This window comes from Enterococcus hermanniensis, assembly GCF_001885945.1.
Taxonomy (GTDB): Bacteria; Bacillota; Bacilli; order Lactobacillales; family Enterococcaceae; genus Enterococcus_A; species Enterococcus_A hermanniensis.
Genome location: NZ_JXKQ01000008.1, coordinates 24,612 through 49,116, shown reverse-complemented (window position 1 = coordinate 49,116; position 24,505 = coordinate 24,612). Strand labels below are relative to the sequence as shown.

The window sequence follows — 24,505 nt, the reverse complement described above, 5'->3', positions numbered from 1 at the left end:
ATTCGTGCAATAAACAAAGTATTTTGCTGACGATTATTTACTTTGGTCATCAAACAAGTTGTACTAAATAATTGGTCTTGATCTTCAATTAAATCAAAAAAAATAAGCGGGAGACCCGCTTATTAAACATTCCGATGCATCGGAATCGTATTATTGTTTGGATGGACCAACAAGTATTGAATGACATCAATATTACTTGCTTGGAATGATGCTGCACAAGCTTGTAGATAAAGATCCCACATTCGATAGAAGTCTTCGCCTTTTTGGGCAATAACTGCTTCTCCTACTTGATGGAAATTTTCTGTCCAGTGTTCCAATGTTAATTGGTAATCACGACGCAAACTTTCTAAATCAAGCAATTGTAAATTATTTTCTGTGATATGACCGACCAATTCAGTCACGCCTGGAATATAACCACCTGGGAAAATGTATTGGTTGATCCATGCATTTTTAGCGCCACCTTGTTGACGAGTGATTCCGTGAATCAAGGCTGTCCCGTTTGGTGCTAAATGATTTTCAACAACTTTAAAGTACTCTTGTAGATTTTCTGCCCCTACGTGTTCAAACATTCCGACACTTGTGATATGATCAAATGTTTCTTTCAAATCACGATAATCCATCAGTTCTACAGAAACAGTCTCTTCCAAATGTTCTTCTTTGATAATTTCTTGGATATGTTGGTATTGTTCCTCACTTAATGTGATTCCCTTGGCTTTTACTTTATATTCTTTCGCTGCAGTAAGGATCAATGTGCCCCATCCACAACCAATATCTAATAATGTTTCACCGGGTTGAATAAATAATTTATCTAAAATATGATGGACTTTATTAATCTGAGCTTGTTCCAGTGTATCCTCTGGCGTCTCAAAATAAGCGCAAGAATACGTCAATGTGCGGTCTAACCACATTTCATAAAAATCATTTCCTAAGTCGTAGTGACTATGGATATCATGAGCAGATTGTTTTTTGGTATGTTTTTCTTTTGGCATCCATTTTTTGAAATTACTATTATGGAAAAACCCATTGGCTTGATTATAAATATCATAAATCAACGCTTGGATATTTCCTTCGATTTCGATTTTCTTTTCCATGTAAGCTTCACCGAGTGCTAAAGACGCATTATTCAGTAAATCCTTGACTGGAATCTTTTCATTAAAAATAATTTTAAAGACAACGTCACCTTCAGAATTGCCATATTCTTTAACTGAGTCATCCCAAAAAGTCACTTGTGTTTTTTGAGAAAACGATGGTTTAAATAATTGATTGTATACTTCTTTATCTAACATATTATCCCTCCATAAGATATTTTGTTCCTAAAAAGAGATAAGTTCAAAAGAAAAACTAGCCATTTGAAAAAAAAATAGCTAATTCTCATTGAATTTTAATTAAAAATGCATGTAACCCCTTAAATAAAGGTAAAAAAAATAAAACGGGAAAACCCGTTTTATTGAATCAAATCATAAATTTCCATCGCAACGATATCAATGTTATCAAATTGATATGATTGTTTGCTGTCGCTTTCAGTAAGCTCGAACGTTTCTGTTGTATTATCATAAGTTACAGTACATTTTTCAACGCCTTCTTTTTCAAAACGACGTAATTGTACTTCATTATCAGTTGATTCAGTCATTGCTTCTAAGCGTTTAATAATGGCAACTAATTGTGAGTGTTTCATCTAGATGCCCCCCTTCTTCTCAATTCTGTCTTATTGTATCAAATAAGATCGTCTCTTGCATTGATTTTAATCAATTAATTTATGAATTTTTTGCTAAATCTAACTTAAGTTTACGACCACCATAATTTGATCAATGCTTGAGTCCCATCATTTTCAAATCCATCCGCTGCTAAACGTTCATAAAGTTCCGTGGCAAGTTTTGTGGCAGGTAAGTCTAACTGCATCTTTTCAGCTTCATCTAATGCTATTTTTAAGTCTTTGATAAAGTGTTTAACAAAAAAACCTGGCGTATAGTCCGCTTTTAAAATACGAGGGGCATAGTTGTCCATCGACCAATTCTGTGCTGCTCCACCGCCTAATGTTTCTAATACTTTAGGAACATTCAATTTTGCAGCCTTCGCATACACCAACATCTCTGTCATACCAGTCATTGTACCTGCAATCATGATTTGATTCGCCATTTTAGTATGTTGACCTGCCCCAGCAGCACCTTGTAACGAATAACTTTTACCCATTGTCTCAAATAAGGGGACTACTTTATCATAAGTTGTTTGATCTCCACCAACCATGATTGTCAATGTTCCATTTTTCGCACCCAGATCACCGCCAGAAACAGGAGCATCTAACGCTTCTGCATCCTTCTCCTTGGCTGTTTGATAAATTTTTTGCGCTAATGTCGGCGTTGAGGTTGTTAAATCAATCAATATTTTTTTCGTGACATCAACTGAGAAAATTCCTTCAGCTCCATAGAAAATCTCTTCTACATCACTAGGATAACCAACCATTGAAAAAATGATTTCACTGGCTATCGTCACAGCAGCAGGCGTATTTTGCCAAACAGCCCCTTGTTCTACTAATTCATTGGTTTTACTTTTGGTACGGTTATAAACACATACTTGATGTCCCGCAGCTAAAAAGTGTTTAACGATCGATTTCCCCATGACACCGGTTCCGATAAATCCTATCTTCATTCCACTAACCTCCAAAATAAAAAATAATCCATCTCTAGTATACATGAAGAGATGGATTCCAGCTTTATTTATTCTCGTTATTTTTCAAAGAATTAATCCTTACGCGCACTTTACGAACTGTCCGCTTAGGTAATTTTTCTTCATGTGGCATTTTAACATAGCTTGCAATTAATTCTTGATAGAAGTCCAAGACATCTTCACCAAAACGATCCGCCGAAATTTCAAGTAGTTTCGCTTCTTGGACTTTTGAGTCCAACGGTATCTGGCGTTGAATATAGCTGACTAACGCCCCGCTAAAATCTTCGTCACTTTCAAAGGTCCAACCCAAAGATTCATCATCAAAAAGCGCATTTAAGTAATCATTGCCTTCCACAACACACTGCGTTCCCGAGGCGATTGCCTCAGCATAGGTAAGGCCTTGTGTTTCAGAGGTAGAAGCACTCACGAAGTAATCTGCTGAATGATAATAACAAGCGACCTCATCATGAGGTATTTCCCCTGCAAATTGAACATACTCCTCAATGCCTAGCTCGTGGGACATTTTTTTTAATTCTTCGCAATAAGGTCCTTTGCCAACTATGACTAAACGAGCGTTCGGTAGTTTTTCTAAAACTTCTGGAAACTGCTCTACAATCACTTGAATATTTTTCTCATATGAAATACGACTTAACGACAGAATCATTAATTGATTAGCTTGAATCCCTAAGCGTTTTCTTAACTTTTCCGTGTCAGCTTTTGTAATATCAGGACGTATAAACCCTTCTATTTCAATCCCAGTCGGAATAATTCGCATCGGAACATCAACTTCGTAACGTTTCATCGTATCTACTACGCGTTTACTGGGACAAATCACACCGGACGAATGGTTAACAAACATCCTGATAAAATGCTTGACGTGTGTTGGTCGCACGACTTTTCCATTGGCGATATAGTGCAGATAATCTTCATACATCGTATGGTATGTATGGACTACAGGTATCTGTAAGCGACTGGCGACTAATTTTCCTAAAAAACCAGAGCCAAACTCCGTATGAGTATGAATAATATCCAATTCTAATTCTTTTGCGATTTGATAGGCAAACCAAAGACCCCGCACCACGATTCTGCGATCTTTGAAAGATACGAACGGTACACTAGGCATCCGAACGATGTCTTTTTCAAATTCGTCTGCTTCAGGATCAGTCGTAGTAAAAATATAAACTTCATGTCCTCGCGACTCCAATTGATTTTTTAATGTTTTGATTGATGTGGATACCCCGCTGACTTGGGGGAAATAAGTGTCTGTAAAAAAACCGATTCGCACGTTTATTCCTCCGAACTATTTTACAACTTTTGCGTACATTTGATGGTCATAAGGGACATCCAATACTGCTTGGTAGACCGCTTCTAACTCTTTACCGATTTGGTTGATGCTTTTTGATTGAGCTGTTCGAAAACCCTCCATCGAAAGATTTGGCAAACGGTGGTTTACTAACTCACGAATCAACGTTAGAAATATTTGGTTGTCTTCCGCCATATAACAATTCTTTCGATCGATCATCCAGCCTTCATAAACCGGGATATTTCTCAATAATACTTGCTGCTGACTAGCTAAAGCTTCAAGGACTACGATCCCTTCTGTCTCTTCATAAGACGGGAAAAAGAATAAATCCGCTCCTGAATAAGCTCCTTCTATTAAGTCCCCATCGATATACCCAGGAAATAATACATTTTGAGGATGATCTTTTTTTACTATTTTACGAATATTTCTTGGTATCGAGGCCATCGGTACATCACCAAACCAAATGAATGTATATTCTGGCATTTTTTCAGCAATTTCTACAAAGTCTAAAATCCCTTTTCGTTCAAAAAATAGTCCTACACAAATAATTACTTTTTGTTCTTTTGATAACCCAAAGTGTTTCCGAAAAGCAGCTTCTTTTCGCGCATCAGGATAATATCTTTTCAAATCGATTCCATTTGAGATCGCTGCAATTGGTTGCGTCAATCCATAGTTACGTAATAGTTTTTTTGAATACGGCGTCGGTGTGATCAAATGATCGGCCTGCTGATACAGCTTCACCAACCATTTTTTTACTAATGGTGCTAATTGATTTGATCCAATAAAAGAATTGCGAAAATCTTCTTCTGTAGAATGAGCATGGTAAATGACTTTCTTCCCCATCTTTTTAGCTTTATTCACTAGCAATAGGCTTTTTGGTCCATATGTATTTATATGTAAAATATCATAATCAGTTGATTTTGGATCTAATGTATACTCGATTCCTACTGAAGCCAATGCTCTTTTTTGATGACTAAGAGCGCGACCGATCCCAGACTTTCCGATAACATTTTGTCCTTCAAAATATAGTAAAACTTTCATACTACGCCTCCTCAAAAACAAGTCAATTATATCACAAGCATTAACTTATATTCTCCATCTATGGTATGAGTTTAACATATCAACTGAAATTAATTTACTATAAGCAAAAAAATCTGTCTAAAAACAAAAAAAGACCGTGGCCGTAAAGCCACGATCAAAAAGAATTATTTTACGTATTCTGCAACTAATTCTTGTACTTCTTCCATTGTGTCGCATTCTTTCAACGCTTTGTCAGCTAATTCAGCCATCTTAGTCGTCGTTAGACGTTTCATCAAGCTACGTGTTCTAAGAACAGATGTTGCGCTCATAGAGAACTCATCTAATCCCATACCCATTAATAATGGAACCGCTGTTTGATCGCCCGCCATTTCGCCACACATACCAGCCCATTTACCTTCAGCATGTGCTGCATCAATTACGTTTTTGATCAAACGTAGAATTGATGGGTTATATGGTTGGTAAAGGTAAGAAACACGTTCGTTCATACGGTCAGCCGCCATTGTGTATTGGATCAAATCATTTGTTCCAATACTGAAGAAATCGACTTCTTTAGCAAATTTGTCAGCTAATACAGCTGCTGCAGGAATTTCAATCATGATTCCGACTTGAATCGTATCTGAAACTTCTACGCCTTCTTTGACTAATTTTTCTTTTTCTTCATTAAACAATTGTTTAGCTGAACGGAATTCTTTCAATGTAGCTACCATTGGGAACATGATACGTAAGTTTCCGTGAACAGAAGCACGTAATAGAGCGCGCAATTGTGTACGGAACATGTCATCACCTAACTCAGATAGACTGATACGTAATGCACGGTAACCCAAGAATGGATTCATTTCATGAGGTAATGTTAAGTATGGTAATTCTTTGTCTCCACCAATATCCATCGTACGGACAACAACTGGTTTGCCATCCATGCCTTCCAATACAGCTTTGTAAGCTTCATATTGGTCGTCTTCTGTAGGGAAATCTGGTGAATCCATGTATAAGAATTCTGTACGGTATAAACCAATCGCTTCCGCGCCATTGTTATGAACACCTTCTAAATCTTTTGGTGTACCAATGTTCGCAGCTAATTCAAAATGCTTGCCATCAGCCGTAACTGTTTCAGCATCTTTTAATTTATCCCATTCTGCTTTTTGTGTCGCATAAGCTTCACCGGCTTTTTTGTATTCAGCCGCTTGATCGTCAGTTGGGTTAACGATTGTTTCACCGATAATTCCGTTAACTGCTAATACATCGCCTTCTTTAACTTTAGAAGTGATCTCTTTCGTACCAACAATTGCAGGGATTTCTAGCGAACGTGCCATGATTGCTGAGTGAGACGTACGTCCACCGATATCGGTTACAAATGCTTTAACAAAGTTTTTATCTAATTGTGCCGTATCACTTGGAGTCAAGTCATGCGCTACAACGATAACTTCTTCGTCAATCATTGAAGGATCAGGTAATGAAACACCTAATAGATGTGCTAAAACACGTTTTGTTACGTCGCGGATATCCGCCGCGCGTTCTTGCATATAAGCGTTATCATCCATCGCCTCGAACATGCCAATGTACATGTCTGTAACTTCTTTAAGTGCGCTTTCAGCATTCACTTTATTATCATTAATATGTTGTTTAATTTGACCAATCATTTCTGGATCTGAAAGAACCATCAAATGAGCATCAAAAACTTGTGCTTCTTCTTCGCCTAAACTTTTTGCTGCTTTATCCCGAATTTTTTCTAATTCAGCAGAAGAAGCCGCCAAAGCGTCATCAAGACGCTTTTCTTCGGCAGCCGTATCTTCTACATTATTTTTCTTGAAAGATAAATCCGGTTGTACTAGCAGATAAGCTTTAGCAACGGCAACTCCGTCACTAGCGGCAATACCTTTTAGTAATTCAACCATTATTCAGATAATCCTTCCTTTTTCATTGTTTCTTCGATAGCTTCGATAGCTTCTTTTTCGTCAGCACCTTCAGCAGAGATAACAACGTCAGATCCTTGGCCAACACCTAAAGACATAACGCCCATGATTGATTTTAGGTTAACTGATTTTCCTTTATACTCTAAGTTGATATCAGAGTTAAATTTGCTTGCAGCTTGCACCAATAAAGTTGCGGGACGTGCATGAATCCCCGTTTCTGCTACTACGTGAAAATCTTTTTTTTCCATATTGACCGTTCTCCTTTATAAAAAGTTGTTTTTTTATGTTAGGGGTCAGAATAATAATCGACATTATTTTGCGCCCTTCATTTCCTAAGATTACCATTTTTTTACGCTAGATACAACAATTTTAGACGAATATTCCTCTCTTGTTGTATCCCCTTTCTTAAAATATCTAGACCGAATCAGTTAGTTATTGATTTGTCTTGTTTTCATTTTTTTTCCATAACATAAAAAAATATTTTTTTATTTTTAGCACTCACTATCTATCAGTGCTAAAAATAGAGACGAACTGTTTGCATTTATTAAAAATCTCGCTATAATTGTCTATAGGTCAGTGAAAGTCAAAAAACTGGCTAGCGTTTCTTTTTACGAAAAACGCCTACTCGATGTACAATGGAAGAAATAATCAACTATTGAAAGGGTGAAACGAATGCTTTGCCAAAACTGTCATGAAAATGAAGCAACGATTCATTTATATGCAAATGTTAATGGACAACGAAAGCAGCTAGACTATTGTCAAAATTGCTATCAAAAATTAAAGAATCAAGCTGGAGGTGCACCGCAAATGGCTGGAAATGATCCTTTTGGTTTCGGAAGTTTAGATGATTTGTTCCGCTCAATGTCGCAACAAATGCAACAACGACAAGGCGCAACAGATCAAACTCCACCAACTCAATTCGGTGGTGGAAATGGAATGAACAATCAACCGCCTCGTGGAAATGGTGGATTATTAGATGAATATGGTATTAACATTACCGGTCTTGCTCGCGAAGGAAATATCGACCCTGTCGTAGGCCGCGATGATGAGATCCAACGAGTAATTGAAATTTTAAATCGTCGAACAAAAAACAACCCAGTGTTAATTGGAGAACCCGGTGTTGGTAAAACGGCTGTTGTGGAAGGCCTAGCTCAAAAAATCGTTGATGGCGATGTCCCACAAAAACTAATGGACAAAGAAGTGATTCGTTTAGATGTTGCTTCACTTGTTCAAGGTACCGGAATCCGTGGTCAATTTGAAGAACGGATGCAAAAATTGATTGAAGAAATTCGCCAAGCGGAAAATATTATTCTATTTATTGATGAAGTGCATGAAATTGTTGGTGCTGGATCTGCCGGTGATGGAAACATGGATGCTGGAAATATTTTAAAACCAGCACTAGCTCGTGGCGAATTACAAATGGTCGGCGCGACAACATTAAATGAATATCGGATTATTGAAAAAGATGCCGCTCTAGAACGACGGATGCAACCAGTACGGGTCGAAGAACCTTCTGTCCAAGAAACGATCGCAATCTTAAAAGGGTTACAACCTCGTTATGAAGATTATCATCATGTGAAATATACAGATGAAGCTATTCGTTCAGCGGCTGAACTCTCGAATCGCTATATCCAAGATCGTTTCTTACCAGATAAAGCGATCGATTTATTAGATGAAACAGGTTCAAAGAAAAATTTAACGATTCAAATCGTCGATCCTAAAACCATCGATAAAAAATTAGCGGAAGCAGAACAACAAAAATCACAAGCCTCACAAGAAGAAGATTTTGAAAAAGCAGCTTACTACCGCGATCAAATCAATAAATTGCAAAAAATGAAAGATCGTCAAATCACGGATGAAGAAACACCCGTCATCACTGAAAAAGACATGGAGCAAATTGTTGAAAAACGAACAGGTATCCCGGTTGGTGAATTGAAAGAAAAAGAACAAACGCAATTAAAAAATCTTGCTGTTGATTTGAAAAAACATGTGATTGGTCAAGATGAAGCAGTCGATAAAGTAGCAAAATCAATTCGTCGAAATCGTGTAGGATTAAACAAGAAAAATCGTCCAATCGGATCATTCTTGTTTGTCGGACCTACTGGAGTCGGCAAAACGGAATTGGCACGTCAATTAGCGGAAGAATTATTTGGTTCAAGCGACTCAATGATTCGTTTCGATATGAGTGAATATATGGAAAAACATAGTGTTTCTAAATTGATCGGTTCCCCTCCAGGCTATGTAGGTTATGAAGAAGCTGGTCAATTAACGGAACAAGTCCGTCGTCATCCATATAGCTTGATTTTATTAGACGAAATCGAAAAAGCTCATCCAGATGTATTGCATATGTTCCTACAAATTCTTGATGACGGCCGTTTGACAGATTCTCAAGGTCGTACAGTCAGCTTTAAAGACACCATCATCATTATGACAAGTAATGCCGGTACTGGAAAAGTAGAAGCGAACGTCGGCTTTGGCGCTGCACGAGATGGTGTTACCAACTCTGTCTTAGGTCAATTGAAAGATTTCTTTGCTCCTGAATTCTTAAATCGTTTTGATGCGATCGTAGAATTTAGTGCGTTATCTAAAGACAATTTGATGAATATCGTTTCGTTAATGTTAGACGATGTCAATGAAATGTTGGCTGCTCAAAAATTACACATCGATGTTCCTGAAAATGTTAAAGCAAAATTAGTCGATTTAGGTTATGATCCAGCAATGGGGGCTCGTCCACTTCGCCGTACGATCCAAGAAACGATCGAAGACGGTATCGCTGAATTTTATCTAGATCATCCAACGATTACTGATCTTAAAGCAAAATTGGACAAAGAAGACCATATCGTCATTACCTCTAAGCCAGAACGTTTGGTAAAAGAAACGAAAGAATAATAAAAAGGTTCCCAATATTTTGGGAACCTTTTTTAAATTATTTATTTAATCTTTCCCTTGTGAGCAAAATTTTTCTTTTTTCTTGTTTTCTTTTATATAATTACTATACAAACAATTTTTATGAAGGAAGGTGTTTCGCTATGAAACTGATCAATGTAACTAATAGCCATTCTAAAATGGTTTACAATCAACTAAATAATACAGATGCTAATATGATTAAAGTATATACAATTGGGAATACAACTGTGATTTATACCGATGCTGCTAAGCATGCTGAAATTGTTATCAAGAATGACAATCGAAACATCCTGCCAAATGAAATCGATTTCGTACATAACTATTTTCAACGCAAACTAAGTGATGGAACATATGATTTTGAACATATCTCTTATTTAGAATCTCCTGGCTTGATTGAAATGTCGATCATAAAAAAATAGCTGAGGCTAAGCCTCAGCTATTTTTTTATTTTTTTAGCAATGATTGGTAGCTGTAATAGCCCTATCAATGTAAGTACTTCAATCCATTGAATCACTGGAACGCCTGCACCCGTATAAGTCATCATAAAAAGTTCCTTACGATCTGGTGCCCAAGAACAAAACCAAGAAACACCAATTAAGAAAACTAAGTAAGTCAGCATTAACCCAACAATTAGCAATAATAATCCTCTAAATGTAATTAATTGGGATTTAGAAAAAAAGCTTCCTGCTAAAATAATCCCTAGTCCTAAAACATTTATTATTAGCCAGATAGGTAATAGTTTTTGATACAATCTAATAATTATATTAGATATTTTGGCAATCAAAGTTATTTTGATTGGTGCTTTATTTTTTTCATTTACATCACGCCAGTTATTATCGAAGGAATGCCCTAATATTTTTTCTGCTTCAGTAATATCTTTTTTCAAGCCCAAACTTTGATCAGAACCTTGGCTATAATCCTTATAAAGTAGATTATACGCTAGACCTGTTCGCATAAATTCCCCCACCAAAGGTAGATCCTTTAAAGTTTTACCATCGCCAGTAGCACTTAAATAAATTTCCTTTTTCTTTTCCAACTTCCCATTTGCATAGGCATCAGATAACTCAGTATTTACTTTTTGCCAAAAAGCTTCTGTTTGCTTGGCATTTTTGTAGTAGCCTGCTTGAGCAGCTGCATCTCTTAATGCCCAAAAAATAATATCTCCCGCAATTTCTTCTCCACCAGTCCATGGGCTGCCATTATAGATCCAATCAATATTTTTTGAAATGGATTTTAATGTTGGTGATACTTTCTCAGCTTTCTTCAAAGCCTCTTTTGAGACCCAAATTGTTGCATTCGTTTGATTTAAACTTGTTCCGTCATCCATACGAATCAATTGTTTTGAAACATCTTTAAAAGCCCCGCCAGTACGATCATTAACTAATGAAACACCGTAATGCTGAGTATTTAAACTTTGCAATACTTTAGTAGTAGTAAATAATAATATAAACGGCAACAAACACAAAACTAATTTGATTGCTTTTTGTTTTGTGAATACAAGACTTTTAAAAACTATCTGCCATTCTTTCATTTTAAATGGTTTAATCGTATCAAAAAGTACCGATCCGGCAATGATTACTAGTCCGAAAAAGACGAGCGGAAAGAGCCACAATGAATCTTCTCTGATATACCAAAAAAATGGAAATGAACAAGCCAAACCGATACTCCAACAAGCAAATATTTTTATGCGCGCATTTTTTCTAAAATACAGCCCCACTAGACAACCTATAACTAAAAATACGGTCGGTATGACCAATGGATTACGATAAATTCTAGTACTATATTCACTCGTTAATCCGACTGGTGAAAATAAGAAAAATGTATAGATAAAGACTAATATCCATCGATTTTTTATCAAAGGTTTCAATGCTAAAGCAGCTACACTACTCGCTAAAACATTAAATAAACCTAAAAAAAATCCATATGAAAAATGGAGTTTATTCGACCATACCATAAACAGCGCATAAGAAACTCCTTTTGACAAAGCACGTGTCGAATATGCTCCTAGCCAATTGCCAGACAATATACTTTTACTATACTGCACAAATAACTGGTCATCATAACCCGCGTACATATTAACAAAATAAGGGGCCTTAAAGCTAAGAACCAAGCGTAAAATAGTTAGGCTAAAAACAGCAATGAATAAAAAAACTGTAGTTGGCTGATTTAACATTCTTTTTAAATCTATCGTCGTCCTATTTTTTATCTTCTGCATTAAGGCTACCTTCTTAAATTTATTTACATCAAACTTTTTAGTTCTACTTCTGGATATTTATCTGCAAACCAACGCATCGCAAATTGATTTTCAAACAAGAACAATGGTTGATCAAAGCGGTCTTTGGCCAAAATATTACGACTTGAACTCATTCGTTCGTCTAGTTGTTCTGGATTGATCCAACGAGCAATCTTATTCCCCATTGGTGTCATCACTACTTCGGCGTTGTATTCGTTCAACATCCGATATTGGAAAACTTCAAACTGCAATTGCCCCACAGCACCAATGATATATTCATCTGTCAAATACGTTTTGTATAATTGGATTGCACCTTCTTGAACCAATTGATAGATACCTTTATGGAATGATTTTTGCTTCATTACATTTTTGGCGGTAACTTTCATGAATAATTCAGGGGTAAAAGATGGTAACTCTTCGTAAGCCACTTTTAATTTTCCTTCATAGATCGTGTCACCAATTTGATAATTTCCCGTATCATAAACCCCAATAATATCTCCAGCAACCGCTTCTTCAACATTTTCACGCGCATCTGCCATAAATTGAGTTACATTGCTAAGTTTCATTTTCTTACCTGTACGCCCTAAAGTAACGTCCATTCCACGTTCAAACGTACCTGAACATACGCGAACAAAAGCGATTCGGTCGCGATGGTTTGGATTCATGTTCGCTTGGATTTTGAAAACAAAACCAGAAAATTCTTCTTCATAAGGTGAAATAGCTTCTTCATCAATTGTTTTATGTGCATGTGGTTTCGGTGCTAAATCAACGAATGATTCTAAGAATGTTTCCACACCAAAATTAGTCAAAGCCGAACCAAAGAAGACCGGTGTTTGATCGCCACGGCTAATTTTTTCTAAATCAAATTGATCCCCTGCTTCGCGGACCAACTCTACTTCCCCAAGTACGTCTTCATAGATTGATTTTTCTTTTAATGGATGATCACCCGCGATTTCTCCATTCGTTAATTTAATATAGCGCTCACCTTCATATTGTTCTGGACGATAAAATTCGATACGTTCGTTATAAATATCATAGATACCTTCTAATCCTTTACCCATCCCAATCGGCCAATTCATTGGATAAGATTCAATCGCTAATAATTCTTCCAATTCTTCCAACAATTCTAAAGGTTCACGACCGTCACGGTCTAGTTTGTTGATAAACGTAAAAATCGGGATTCCTCGGCGTTTGACAACTTGGAAAAGCTTTTTCGTTTGGGCTTCGATCCCCTTAGCGCTATCAATGACCATCACCGCACTGTCCACAGCCATCAATGTACGATAAGTATCTTCAGAAAAATCCTCGTGTCCAGGCGTATCCAAAATGTTCACGCGTTTATCATCAAAATCAAACTGCATCACAGAGCTAGTAACAGAGATTCCCCGTTGCTTTTCGATATCCATCCAGTCAGACTTAGCAAAATTCCCAGTTTTTTTACCTTTAACAGTACCTGCTTGGCGAATCGCTCCACCAAATAATAAAAGTTGTTCAGTGATCGTAGTTTTACCCGCATCCGGATGGGAAATAATAGCAAAGGTACGACGACTGTCCACTTGTTGTTTTAAATTAGGATTGTTCATTTTCTTGCTCCATTCATTTATCTAATATCATAAAATTTCAACCCAATCAGTATAGCATGGATCGCCATCTGATGGAAAGTTGAATCCATCGTCTTATTAAGTCTTTCTGCCTAATTTTGGCTAGATAAAAGAAAACATTCTGCATCTGCAGAATGTTTTCTTTTACTCTTATTTAACGACGCGGTTCAGTATCATCAAATTCTTTCGTGAACAACCGCCGTTCTTCTTCTGGTTCTACCATATCAGAATCTTCTGGATGGAAGATCGCACGAATCATTAAGACCCTCGAACCTTCCATTTCCTCTGAGATTAATGTAACATTATCGACATCAAAAGAAAGTTTTTCTCCTTCATCAGGAATCGTTCCTAATGCCGTGATCAAATAACCAGCCATTGTATCGACATCACTCATATGAAGATTGGTTTCGAACTCTTCATTGAATTCATCGATCAACATTTTACCATTGATTAAAAATTCATTCTCGCCAACTTTTTCATAAAGCTTTTCGATTTCATCAGATTCATCATCGATTTCACCAACGATTTCTTCTAATAGATCTTCTAGCGTAACTAATCCGACCATGCCACCGTATTCATCTAATAGAATCGACATTTGATTTTGAGTTTTTTTCAATTCATATAATAAATCGTCGATAAAAATCGTTTCAGGAACAAACAGTGGTTCTTGTAAGATTTTTTGTAGTTTTATATTTTCAAAACCAAATTGACGAGCAGCTTTCAACAATGTCTTCGTATGTAAGATTCCGACAATTTTATCTTTGTCTTCATCATAAACCGGAATTCTTGAATAACTTTCGTTTAGAATTTCATCAATATTTTCCAATACCGAATCATTGATATCAATCATAAAAGAATCCGTCCGAGGAACCATAACTTCTCGAGCTACTTTAGTGTCTAAAGAAAATACACCTTGTAACATCTCGATTTCGTCGTTGTCCAAGACGCCCTCATTTTCTAACATATAGCGCATCTCATCACGCGTCATTTTTGTATCTTCATCATCAAAGGTCATCGGCGTCAATTTAGCCAATAAGTTGGTTGAAGCTGTCAACAACCATACAAACGGTTTAGTGATGATTCCTAAAGTTCTGACGACCCCGGAAGTAAGCTGTGCTACCTCTTCGGTTTTAGTCATAGCAATACGTTTGGGATATAATTCACCAAATACAATTGAAACATAGGTCAACAAAAGCATCACAATCACAGTTGAAATCGTCTTAGCGGCAGCAGTTCCACCTAGTAGTGGTGCTAACTGAGCAGACAAACTATCTGCTAACGAAGCTCCTGATAAAATATTGACTAACGTAATCCCTACCTGAATCGTTGATAAGAAATTATTCGGATTTTGGAGTACCTTCAATAATTTTTGAGACTTGAGATTTCCTTCTTCTGCTTTTTGTTCTACTCGGTTTTTATTGACCGAAACCACCGCAATTTCAGCCGCAGCTAAAAATCCGTTGATTAACGTTAAAACTACTAGCAAACCTAGCTGTAGAAATAACGACTGACTATCGGGGTCAGCATTCATAATTGCATTCGCTCCTTAATTTAAAGTGTAAAAAAAGTGGCACAAAGGCCACGATAAAATCGTATCACATCGATTGATTTAATGCAATCTTTTAACCAAGTTCCACTTTTCCTGTTAATTGTGCTAACTTAGAAATTCTTGTTCTCGTTCTTCTTGTTTGCTTTGTTTAAAAATTTTAATAATAAAAACGACGATCGTCCGTAAAATCGCATAGACTGGAACGCCTAAAAAGACGCCTAAAATCCCCGCTAGATTCCCAGCAACTAATAAAATTAAAATGATCGTCAACGGATGGATATTCAATGATTTTCCGATCACATTCGGATAGATTACGTTGCCATCGACTTGTTGAACAACCAAGACGACTAGAATACACAACAACGCGCGGGTTGGTGAATCAAAGAACGTATAGATCAAGGTAGGAGCCAAACCAAGATAAGGACCTAAATAAGGAATCAAATTAGTTAATCCAGCAATCACGCCGAATAAAAAGGCATATTCCACACCAATCAATAAATAGCCTAAAAAGGTAAATGTACCGACAAATAAACATTCAATTGCTTGACCACTGATATAGTCAGACAAGGTCTTATTTAATTGCTTAAGTAATTCATTAATATTCCCTCGTTGTTTCTCAGGGAAGACGCGTTCAATATTTGGAACCAGTTTATCGCCATCTTTCAACATATAGAACAAAATAAAAGGTACTGTGACCAAGAGCAAAACGATCGTCGTGATTTTCCCAATGAACGATCCTAACCCATTGGTTAGACCACTTAAAAATTGTTGTAGTAAATCGCCGGCTGAAACATCTAGATTATTGATGTATTGATCGACATTTAATTCCTTGAATAATGGAAAATGAGTAGCTTTATCTGCAGTTTCTTGTAACCAAGTCTGCATATTATCAATAAAGCCTGGGATATTTCTTGCTAACGAGACCAATTGTTCAACTAAATTAGGAATGATACTCATGAAGACTAAAATTATGATGCCAATCAATAGGATAAAAATCAATGCGATTGCTAATAGACGCTTCATCCCTAACTTCATTAATAAATTCACTAAAGGATTTAACAAATAATATAAAAATCCCGCAATCAAAATTGGCCCAAAAAGTGTCGTAAAAAAAGTCCCGATAGGTTGAAAAACAAAATCAATTTTGGACGAAACAAGGATAAACGTCGCAATGATCAATAGTTCGATCGACCAAAACATTAATTTTGAATTTTTTATTTTTTCAAACATTCATCTACTCCTTTTTTTCAATTTAGTTTATAGTATACATCATGTGAAGAAAAATACCCTTTAGGAAGGTGTCATTATGAAAATTTTAATTACTAAAGATACAATGAGCGAGATTTATCTCGATGCCGTTCGGATTCGTCAAAAAGTTTTCGTCCAAGAACAAGGTGTTCCATCAACGCTTGAAATTGATGAGAATGAAGCGTATGCGGTCCATTTTGTTTTATATACAGAAGATCAAAAGGCTGCCGCAACCGTTCGTTTATTACCCTTAGATGAAGAAACATTCAAGCTTCAACGGATGGCCGTCCTTAAAGAGTATCGCGGTCTAAACTTAGGCGCTGCAATCGTGGAGGAAGCTGAACGGTTTGCAAAACAACATCGCTTTAAAACGATCGAACTCGGTGCACAACTGAGCGCAGAAAAATTTTATCAAAAACTTGGTTATAGTGCCTATGGCGAAATTTTTCAAGACGCTGGTATCGATCATATCCATATGAAGAAAGATTTATAATTTTTAGTTCTTTTAAATCCTAGTATCATTGAGAAATTGAAAAGGCTTGGGATGATTTTTAATCATCTCAAGCCTTTTCGTCGCTTACTTATATTTATTCTCTATATTAATATTTGTTTCAATATAATTTGTTTTTTCCACAGAATTGTATAAACCTATATCAATGCTGTCTATGTCTTTGGGACGGATATTTCCTATTGGAGATGAAAATATATATTTTCCATCGACATTTAATTGATTATTTAATGAGGTATCGGCATTAAACATTACGGTTGATGCTTGTGCTTCCCTCTTCCAGTTTACGTGAATGAATAATATAAAATCATTTGGAGAATATTGCTCTAAAAGATTATTATCAAACGTCAAGTTAACACTAAAATTGTTTAAATTACGTCCATCAGAAAATATGTTTAAGGCTTTCAAATTTATATTTCTCCCAAAAGATCTATTTAGTGGAATTTGTTTAGAATTAATAAGTTTTTTATTGCCATAGTCAAAACTGAAATCTTTATTATACTGAATCACACTCGTAGAACTATTCACTTTATAAAATGATTTAAGATCTCCTTGATACAAGTCTATACTATCAGAAGGGTTGTATAATTTACCTACATAATAATTGGGTATATATATTTTTTTAAGGTCATCTTTTTTGCCATCAATAATTATAGCTTCTCGTATTTGAAATTGTCTATTTAAATTCACAACGCTTTTCGTAGCATAATAATAACTAATAATAAAAGGTACACATAAAATAATAATGACATAGATAATACTTCTTTTAAATAAAGGGGCTTCAGAATAAGATATATCAGCAGATAAAAATGATAGCGCTACTAAAAATAATATTAGAGCTCCATTTAATGATCTTAATGCTACTGGAAAAGCGTATGATCCTCCAAAAGCAGCATTCGCTATAATCGCTGCAAAGAAAAATATTATGGAGTAAATCACATTATTTTTTTTAGGAATTTGATGTTTAAAAAAATAAATAAATCCGATTAGAATGAACCCAACAAAAACCCATGAAAAACTTTGAAATGTCTCAATAAACCAAGGTGATGAAAAATAATTCCACAGTCTTTGAAGTAATGATTGTTCTCTTAAAATTTGAAACGAAGCATGCTGAAGTCTTTCGTGTTGACCTGGAGATAAGAGTAAGGTCAAAGTTCCTATAATGGTAAATGGCAGACCTACAATAAAAATTTTCTTATTATTCTCAATTATGAAAAAAACAATTGTCAATAATACAACAACTATAGAAGTGTTCTCATTCGAATTTCCTGCTAATAAACCTAAAATACCAACAAAAAAATAATATCTGAAACTAATTTTTTTGTCTTTTATAAAAAATATTAATGAAAAATAAGTGATAATAAAAAAATTTGTAAGAAGATAATTGGTATAGCCTACTGTCCAAAAAGATGTTTGTCCTAAATTAGGATTTGCTATCCAATACAGTAAAAATACAATTATAAAGCTATACACATTAAACTTATACTTTTCTTTTGATAGATAAGGTAATTGTGAAATCAAAAAAATTAAAGCAATCCAAATAATTGATTTAATAATCTTATAAATAATTGACGGAAGTTGTAGTAATAACAAAGAAGCTGAATCTGCTACAATTCGTCCCGACCAGTGCATATAACGCCACATCAAATTAGACCAATGTGGAATTTTAGCTACGTAAATAAAATCATCACTCGATACAGGTGTAAAAAATATCGGTAATGCAACTAATATTAGTGAAATGACTAAAGCTAAAAATAAACCGACATACTTCTTGCTAATTTTTTTCTTTTTTGCATTACTTCCTCTTAAAGATTCCAAATTTAACTCCCCTTATTCATAAGCTATAATGTATTAAGTTTAACAAAAAAAATTTTTTAATCAATAAGATAGCTATAAAGAGAAGCTACTATTTTAACCCCTAAAAGAATATTTATATTGAAAATAATTTTTTTGTTTAGCAAATAATTTCTACTAAAAAAGGCTATGTCAATTCACTTTGACATAGCCTTTTCTTTTGTTTACTTACGCGACAATTGCTTGTAACGATCATACCAAATATCGACATAGCCTTGAGAAAAAGGCCCTTTTTCATTGTTGATCCAGTCCACTAAGATCTTGACGTTCTCTTTAAGGATATAATCAATCTCTTTTGAGTAATGCATTTGCTGACTATGGGCTTCATATTCATCTACGTCCAATAACCGTTTTTCACCATCTGGGAAAACTTTGACATCCAAATCATAATCAATATATTTTAACGCTTCGTCATCTAATACATAAGGTGATGCTAGATTACAATAATAAGAAACTCCCTTCTCTCGAATCATTGCTATTATGTTGAACCAGTATTTCTGATGAAAATAAACGATCGCTGGTTCACGAGTGACCCATCTTCGACCATCGGATTCAGTGACCAATGTATGGTCATTCAATCCGATCAATGAACACTCGCTTGTTTTCAATACCATGGTATCGCGCCACGTTCGATGCAAACTGCCGTCGTGTTTGTAACTTTTGATCGTCACAAACTCTCCTTCTTTTGGAACCTTCATAGCTACCCTTCCCTCAGCGAAATTCATTTCGCATTTGTTTGGGTGTTATCACACCGACATCAGAATTATTATAGCAATAAAATGAAAGATTGCCTACTAATCTTTGTCGTCAGCTTGATTATTTTCAAAAACTTCGACTATTTTTTGTTGTGGCTTCGGAAAAACATAAGTAGAAAAATTACTCTGTTTGACCCAATCGCCTTTAAGTGAGACTGAATCAGTACTTCGACCATAAAAAACCAAAATGTGCCATCTCAAATGGCTGAAAACATGTTTAACCTCTCCCAAAATTTTCTTTTGCCAAATAATTTCTTGGTCGGTAAAAAAATCAGGACTATCTTCTGCAATCTGACTATTAGAAAAAAGATCCCAGCTGCTTGGATCATAGTGTTCTTTCAAGGAATGGAAGTGTGCCTCAGTAACTTCTTCCATCGGAAATAGCCACATATTGGCTAGTAACCCTTTTTCTGCTCTTTTTTGTAACAAAAAAGCCTGCGCTTGATTCTCAATAATTCCCGCGACATAATAAACATCTTTTGGTTTTTGTTTTTTGGATTTAACGGGAAAATCCGTTTGACGATTTTCTTGATATGCTTGACAATATTGTTGAATCGGACAACTGTCACATTGAGGGCTATTCGGTGTGCAGATACTTGAGCCAAGATCCATCATCGCTTGATTAAAATCTCCAGCTTGCTCTTGACTAATAATTTTACGCATCGCCTCGTCAAAAACTTTTCGACTACTGGCTTTTGCGATGTCTTCTTCGATACAAAATAAGCGACTAACGACCCGCATAACATTTCCATCGATCGCTGGTTCAGGAAGCTCAAAAGCAATACTGCTGATTGCCCCGGCGGTATAGGGACCAATTCCTTTTAATGACCGTATGTCTTCGACCGTTGTCGGAAATTCCCCACCAAATTCTTCCATGATTTGCTGCGCAGCTGTCTGTAGATTACGCGCACGAGAATAGTAGCCTAACCCTTCCCATACTTTCAATAATTTATCTTCATCGGCTTCAGCTAAATCTTTGATGGTCGGAAAACTATCCATAAAGCGATAAAAGTAATCGATCACTGTATCGACACGGGTTTGCTGCAACATAATTTCTGAAATCCAAATACGATATGGGTCTTGATTATAGCGCCAAGGCAGATTTCTTTTTTCGTGTTGATACCAAGTCAAAAAGTCTGTTTGAAAAGCATTGATGGTTTCTTCTGACCAAACTTGCCAAGCATCATTCATCTTGTTCCTCTTTTCCTCGAATAAATGCATCGATTTGATCTAATTGAAAGCCTTTTTGATAAAGGCTTTGTTTTACTTTTTGACGTCTTTTAGCCGATTCAAACCGTTGATTTTTACGCCATAATTTATCTCCTTGAATCTCTAAGGCGTCTGTTTCTTGTTCCTCGATTTCGGAAAAATCAATTTCAGCCAAGACACTTTTACTGACATCACTGCTAAATCCTTTTGTCATTAATAACTGCTGGACTTTTTGTTTCGCTTCACGCGGACTTTTGCGATGGAATTTTTTTAGTGCCTTTTGGCCGGTGTGTAAGGCCACTTCAAACTGACTTTCCGTTTCATAAAGATAAAGTGCTTGTTGGATTACATCCTCTTTTAGCCCTTTTTGTTTCAATTTTTGTTGCAAGACTCGTGGTCCTTTATCGCCTAATCGAATTTGTGTACGAACATAACTTTCGCCATAAACCAAATCATTGATCAAATCGAGTTCTTTCAAACGAACAATAATTTTTTGACGGTCAGCCTGTTCAATTTCATGATCTTTTAAATAGATCCGGATTTCTTGTTCTGTTCGCAATTGATAACTTAAATAATTTAATGCTAGTTGAAAACCTAAATCTTCTTTGCCTTCTTGTTTAATTTCAGCTAACAAGTCTGCTTCTAATTCTTGTCCTTTCAACAAACGATGGCGAACAACTGTATCTTCTGAAAGGCGTAGTTTTTCACCATTAGAAAATTCAACTTTATAAAAAGGTCCCCGACCTTGACTAATTTTTGTCACTGTTAACATGTCATTTACTCCTTAATATGAAACAATTAAATTATCTGTTGCTACTATGTTGAATGCTTTCAAAACCACTTGATTCACAATGCTCCAATAAAGATTAATTCTATCATAGAAAGCCAAATGACCGCTAAAAATATGCTAAAATAGTGCCAGTTTAACTTTTCATTGTTCACTCAACGAAAGGCCGAGTTTTTAGCGATAAGGATCTTACGGACTTCGTTTATAATAAAAAGAAAGAAACTAAAAAAAGTTTTCAACCTAAGAAAGGAGCGGCTTATGGCTGTTCAATTACAAAACAATCAAACATTAACGTTAAAAATCAAACGTCTTGGGATCAACGGTGAAGGAATCGCTTATTATAAACGCTTGATTGTCTTCGTCACAGGAGCCTTACCCAATGAAACAGTCGTAGCTAAAATTACAAAAGCGACCCCTCGTTTTGCCGAAGCAGTACTCGTTAAAATTATGAAAAAGAGTCCCGATCGGATCACCCCACCTTGTCCTGTCTACGAAGAATGTGGCGGATGCCAACTGCAACATCTAATTTACAGCAAACAGTTAGATTTTAAAAAAGATCTTTTAAAACAAGCGCTGGAAAAATACAAACCTGAAGGCTATCAAAACTTTGACTTGCGTGATACTTTAGGTATGGATGACCCTTGGCACTATCGAAACAAAGCGCAATTCCAATTACGTAAAAACAAACAGACGCAACAAGTCGAAGCAGGCCTTTATCAAGCAGACTCGCATCAATTAGTGCCCATCAAAGATTGTTTAGTCCAAGAGCCAACAACACAAAAAGTCATTAATACAGTCACAAACTTATTAACTAAATATGATGTTCCGATTTATGATGAACGTAATAACTCTGGTATCTTGCGTACACTGATGGTTCGTATCGGTATTCACACCGGCGAAGTTCAGTTAGTATTGATTACTAAAACGAAAAAATTACCGAAGAGTAACCCCTTGATCCGTGAGATCACTACTCGCTTGCCAGAAATCGTTTCGATCATGCAAAACATCCAAGACAAAAAAACTTCTGTTATCATGGGGGATGAAACCATTCATTTATGGGGAAAAGAAGTTATCAACGAAAAGATCAACGAAGTAAGTTTTGAACTTTCACCACGGGCTTTTTTCCAATTAAATCCCCAACAAACTAATGTCTTGTATCAAGAAGCGATTCAAGCATTGGATTTAGAAACACCAAAAACAGTCGTCGATGCCTACTGTGGTGTTGGAACGATTGGGTTGTCTTTAGCCAAGCAGGCGAAAGAAGTTCGCGGGATGGACATCATCCCTCAAGCGATTGAAGATGCTAGAAAAAATGCAGCTGCTATGAACCTGACGAATACCCATTATGAAGTCGGGACAGCAGAAAGTTTACTGCCTAAATGGTTAAAAGAGGGGTTTGCTCCGGATGCGATCGTGGTCGATCCGCCAAGAACCGGCCTAGATACTCAGCTATTGACGGCTATTCAAGCAGCGCCCAGTCCCCAAATGGTTTATATCTCTTGCAATGTGTCTACACTAGCTCGTGATCTTGTCAGTCTAGCAAAAATTTATCATATAGAATATTTACAATCAGTCGATATGTTCCCGCAAACAGCCCGCTGTGAAGTGGTCGTAAAACTGATTAAAAAATGATATATAAAAAAGACGTGTCCGTTTTGGACGCGTCTTTTTTATTAATAACCGGCAGCTGGTTGACCATAAGCATCATAAGTATTATTTTGCTGTGTAGTATCGTTAGCATTTGGATCGGTTGCTGTTCCACCATATCCTTGATCTTGGTTATTCGTGTATCCTTGATCATTTTGCGTAGTCGGATCACTATACCCTTGATACCCATTATCTGTTGTCGCAGAACTGTCATAAGTGTTTTCATCGGTACTATAATTATTCGCATCATCGTAGCCTGGCGCATACTGACTAGTATCGTCACTGGCTTTACCATCGGAATCATCATAAAACAATGTATCCGCATCTGTTTCTGATAAGTTTGGTAAAGTCGTTGCTGTTGCAATCCCTAATTGTTTCTTCAACGTATTTTGAATACCTAATAGTTCGTTCGTTCCTAAAATTTGATAGTAGATATTATCAATCATTTCATTTTTACCGACTAACTGTTTTTGCTTGATTGTATCAAATGCCGGTAGATAGTTTGTTCCGATATCCAGCATATCATCCCAAGATAAATCGGTCGTCATATTTTTTTCGACGGCCTTTAAGATTTTCTTGTAGTTTCCGACGCCATTGATCGACATCGCCTTTTTCAGGATCTTTGTAACTACTTCACGTTGTCGTTTTTGACGACCGACGTCCCCTTCAGGATCCTCATGCCGCATCCGAGCATAGGCCAAACCAGTCTCGCCATTTAATGTTTGTTTCCCTTTTTTGACGTGGACACCATCTAATGTGAAATCAATTTTATTATTAACTTCGATTCCACCAACAGCATCAATCAAATCCTTCAAGCCCTTCATGTTGATCGATACATAATGATCTAACGGAATATCTAAAAGATTTTCGATCGTATCCATCGACATATCGACACCACCAAAAGCATAGGCGTGATTCAATTTATCATTCGTTCCGTAACCAACAATTTTAGTTAAAATATCACGATCAAGGCTGACGATCGTTGATGTTTTTTTCTTAGGATTGATCGTAACCACCATCATACTGTCAGAACGCCCTTGTTCTGTCCGTCCTAAATCTCCTGTATCCACACCCGCTAACAAAATGGAGAATGGTTCTGCATTATCAATATTAGGTTGTGTTGATTTACTTCTTTTTGTACTGTTTCGTTTTGTTTTACTATTTATACTATCGACCATTTTACTCGCGTCATTGGTCACTTGGACCGCGTAGTAGGTGATTCCGCCAACAAATAAATTCAATAAGATCAAGATTCCGACAACAATTTTTTTTCCGCGACTCATGCTACA

20 protein-coding genes are annotated in these 24,505 nt (G+C 36.2%); 4 read left to right on the top strand and 16 right to left on the bottom strand.

The annotated features are described in order from the left end of the window. Positions 1-122: 122 nt before the first annotated feature. The 7 genes from RV04_RS09660 to RV04_RS09630 form a co-directional block, all read right to left on the bottom strand. Complete coding sequence (locus RV04_RS09660) at positions 123-1,286, bottom strand: SAM-dependent methyltransferase (RefSeq protein ID WP_071858258.1); 1,164 nt, start codon at positions 1,284-1,286, stop codon at positions 123-125. Between the two features lie 158 nt (positions 1,287-1,444). After that, complete coding sequence (locus RV04_RS09655) at positions 1,445-1,675, bottom strand: YkuJ family protein (RefSeq protein WP_010740403.1); 231 nt, start codon at positions 1,673-1,675, stop codon at positions 1,445-1,447. A 110-nt stretch (positions 1,676-1,785) separates the two neighbouring features. Then, a complete protein-coding gene (locus tag RV04_RS09650) occupies positions 1,786-2,691 on the bottom strand; it encodes an NAD(P)-dependent oxidoreductase (RefSeq protein ID WP_071858257.1) in 906 nt (301 codons plus the stop codon). 19 nt (positions 2,692-2,710) lie between these two features. Beyond that, a complete protein-coding gene (locus tag RV04_RS09645) occupies positions 2,711-3,949 on the bottom strand; it encodes a glycosyltransferase family 4 protein (protein ID WP_071858256.1) in 1,239 nt (412 codons plus the stop codon). Between the two features lie 15 nt (positions 3,950-3,964). Continuing rightward, entirely contained in the window at positions 3,965-5,008 is a 1,044-nt protein-coding gene (locus tag RV04_RS09640; protein ID WP_071858255.1) for an LTA glycolipid anchor biosynthesis glycosyltransferase, IagA/BgsA family, read from the bottom strand. Between the two features lie 164 nt (positions 5,009-5,172). Further along, positions 5,173-6,900: a phosphoenolpyruvate--protein phosphotransferase gene (gene ptsP / locus RV04_RS09635; protein ID WP_071858254.1), complete on the bottom strand. Its 1,728-nt coding sequence runs from the start codon at positions 6,898-6,900 to the stop codon at positions 5,173-5,175. Then, a complete protein-coding gene (locus tag RV04_RS09630) occupies positions 6,900-7,166 on the bottom strand; it encodes a phosphocarrier protein HPr (protein WP_071858253.1) in 267 nt (88 codons plus the stop codon). Before RV04_RS09630 ends, ptsP begins: the two co-directional genes overlap by 1 nt. A gap of 424 nt (positions 7,167-7,590) precedes the next feature. Between RV04_RS09630 and RV04_RS09625 the strand changes: the two genes are divergently transcribed. Beyond that, complete coding sequence (locus RV04_RS09625) at positions 7,591-9,807, top strand: ATP-dependent Clp protease ATP-binding subunit (RefSeq protein WP_071858252.1); 2,217 nt, start codon at positions 7,591-7,593, stop codon at positions 9,805-9,807. A gap of 140 nt (positions 9,808-9,947) precedes the next feature. Continuing rightward, positions 9,948-10,244 carry a DUF1827 family protein gene (locus tag RV04_RS09620; protein WP_071858251.1) on the top strand — a complete coding sequence of 99 codons (297 nt, stop codon included), beginning with the start codon at positions 9,948-9,950 and terminating at the stop codon, positions 10,242-10,244. Between the two features lie 17 nt (positions 10,245-10,261). Here the strand turns inward: RV04_RS09620 and RV04_RS09615 are convergent, their stop codons facing one another. From RV04_RS09615 to RV04_RS09600, 4 genes are all read right to left on the bottom strand, one after another. Beyond that, entirely contained in the window at positions 10,262-12,040 is a 1,779-nt protein-coding gene (locus RV04_RS09615; RefSeq protein ID WP_071858250.1) for a hypothetical protein, read from the bottom strand. Between the two features lie 23 nt (positions 12,041-12,063). Continuing rightward, the gene (locus RV04_RS09610; protein ID WP_071858249.1) at positions 12,064-13,641 is read right to left on the bottom strand and encodes a peptide chain release factor 3; all 1,578 of its coding nucleotides are present in this window, start codon (positions 13,639-13,641) and stop codon (positions 12,064-12,066) included. Positions 13,642-13,813: 172 nt separating this feature from the next. Continuing rightward, a complete protein-coding gene (locus tag RV04_RS09605; protein ID WP_071858248.1) occupies positions 13,814-15,190 on the bottom strand; it encodes a hemolysin family protein in 1,377 nt (458 codons plus the stop codon). A gap of 123 nt (positions 15,191-15,313) precedes the next feature. After that, positions 15,314-16,438 (bottom strand): AI-2E family transporter, encoded by a 1,125-nt coding sequence (locus RV04_RS09600; protein ID WP_071858247.1) that lies wholly within the window; start codon positions 16,436-16,438, stop codon positions 15,314-15,316. A gap of 76 nt (positions 16,439-16,514) precedes the next feature. Here RV04_RS09600 and RV04_RS09595 point away from each other — a divergent pair, with 76 nt between their 5' ends. Continuing rightward, entirely contained in the window at positions 16,515-16,949 is a 435-nt protein-coding gene (locus RV04_RS09595; RefSeq protein WP_071858246.1) for a GNAT family N-acetyltransferase, read from the top strand. Positions 16,950-17,033: 84 nt separating this feature from the next. Here the strand turns inward: RV04_RS09595 and RV04_RS09590 are convergent, their stop codons facing one another. The 4 genes from RV04_RS09590 to recX all read right to left on the bottom strand — a co-directional run bounded on the left by RV04_RS09590 (position 17,034) and on the right by recX (position 21,554). Next, entirely contained in the window at positions 17,034-18,782 is a 1,749-nt protein-coding gene (locus tag RV04_RS09590; RefSeq protein WP_071858245.1) for a DUF6056 family protein, read from the bottom strand. Positions 18,783-18,982: 200 nt separating this feature from the next. Then, positions 18,983-19,516, bottom strand: coding sequence for a nucleoside tri-diphosphate phosphatase (ntdP, locus tag RV04_RS09585; protein ID WP_071858244.1), 534 nt, complete (start codon positions 19,514-19,516; stop codon positions 18,983-18,985). 96 nt (positions 19,517-19,612) lie between these two features. Beyond that, entirely contained in the window at positions 19,613-20,764 is a 1,152-nt protein-coding gene (gene mutY, locus RV04_RS09580) for an A/G-specific adenine glycosylase (RefSeq protein WP_071858243.1), read from the bottom strand. Next, positions 20,757-21,554 (bottom strand): recombination regulator RecX, encoded by a 798-nt coding sequence (gene recX, locus RV04_RS09575; RefSeq protein WP_071858242.1) that lies wholly within the window; start codon positions 21,552-21,554, stop codon positions 20,757-20,759. The genes mutY and recX overlap by 8 nt, the downstream gene beginning before the upstream one ends. Positions 21,555-21,827: 273 nt before the next feature. On the opposite strand from recX, the gene rlmD reads away from it, so the two are divergent. Next, positions 21,828-23,201 carry a 23S rRNA (uracil(1939)-C(5))-methyltransferase RlmD gene (gene rlmD / locus RV04_RS09570; protein WP_071858241.1) on the top strand — a complete coding sequence of 458 codons (1,374 nt, stop codon included), beginning with the start codon at positions 21,828-21,830 and terminating at the stop codon, positions 23,199-23,201. A gap of 41 nt (positions 23,202-23,242) precedes the next feature. Here rlmD and RV04_RS09565 read toward each other — a convergent pair whose 3' ends face one another. Then, positions 23,243-24,499 (bottom strand): LCP family glycopolymer transferase, encoded by a 1,257-nt coding sequence (locus tag RV04_RS09565; RefSeq protein ID WP_071858240.1) that lies wholly within the window; start codon positions 24,497-24,499, stop codon positions 23,243-23,245. Positions 24,500-24,505 lie beyond the last annotated feature (6 nt).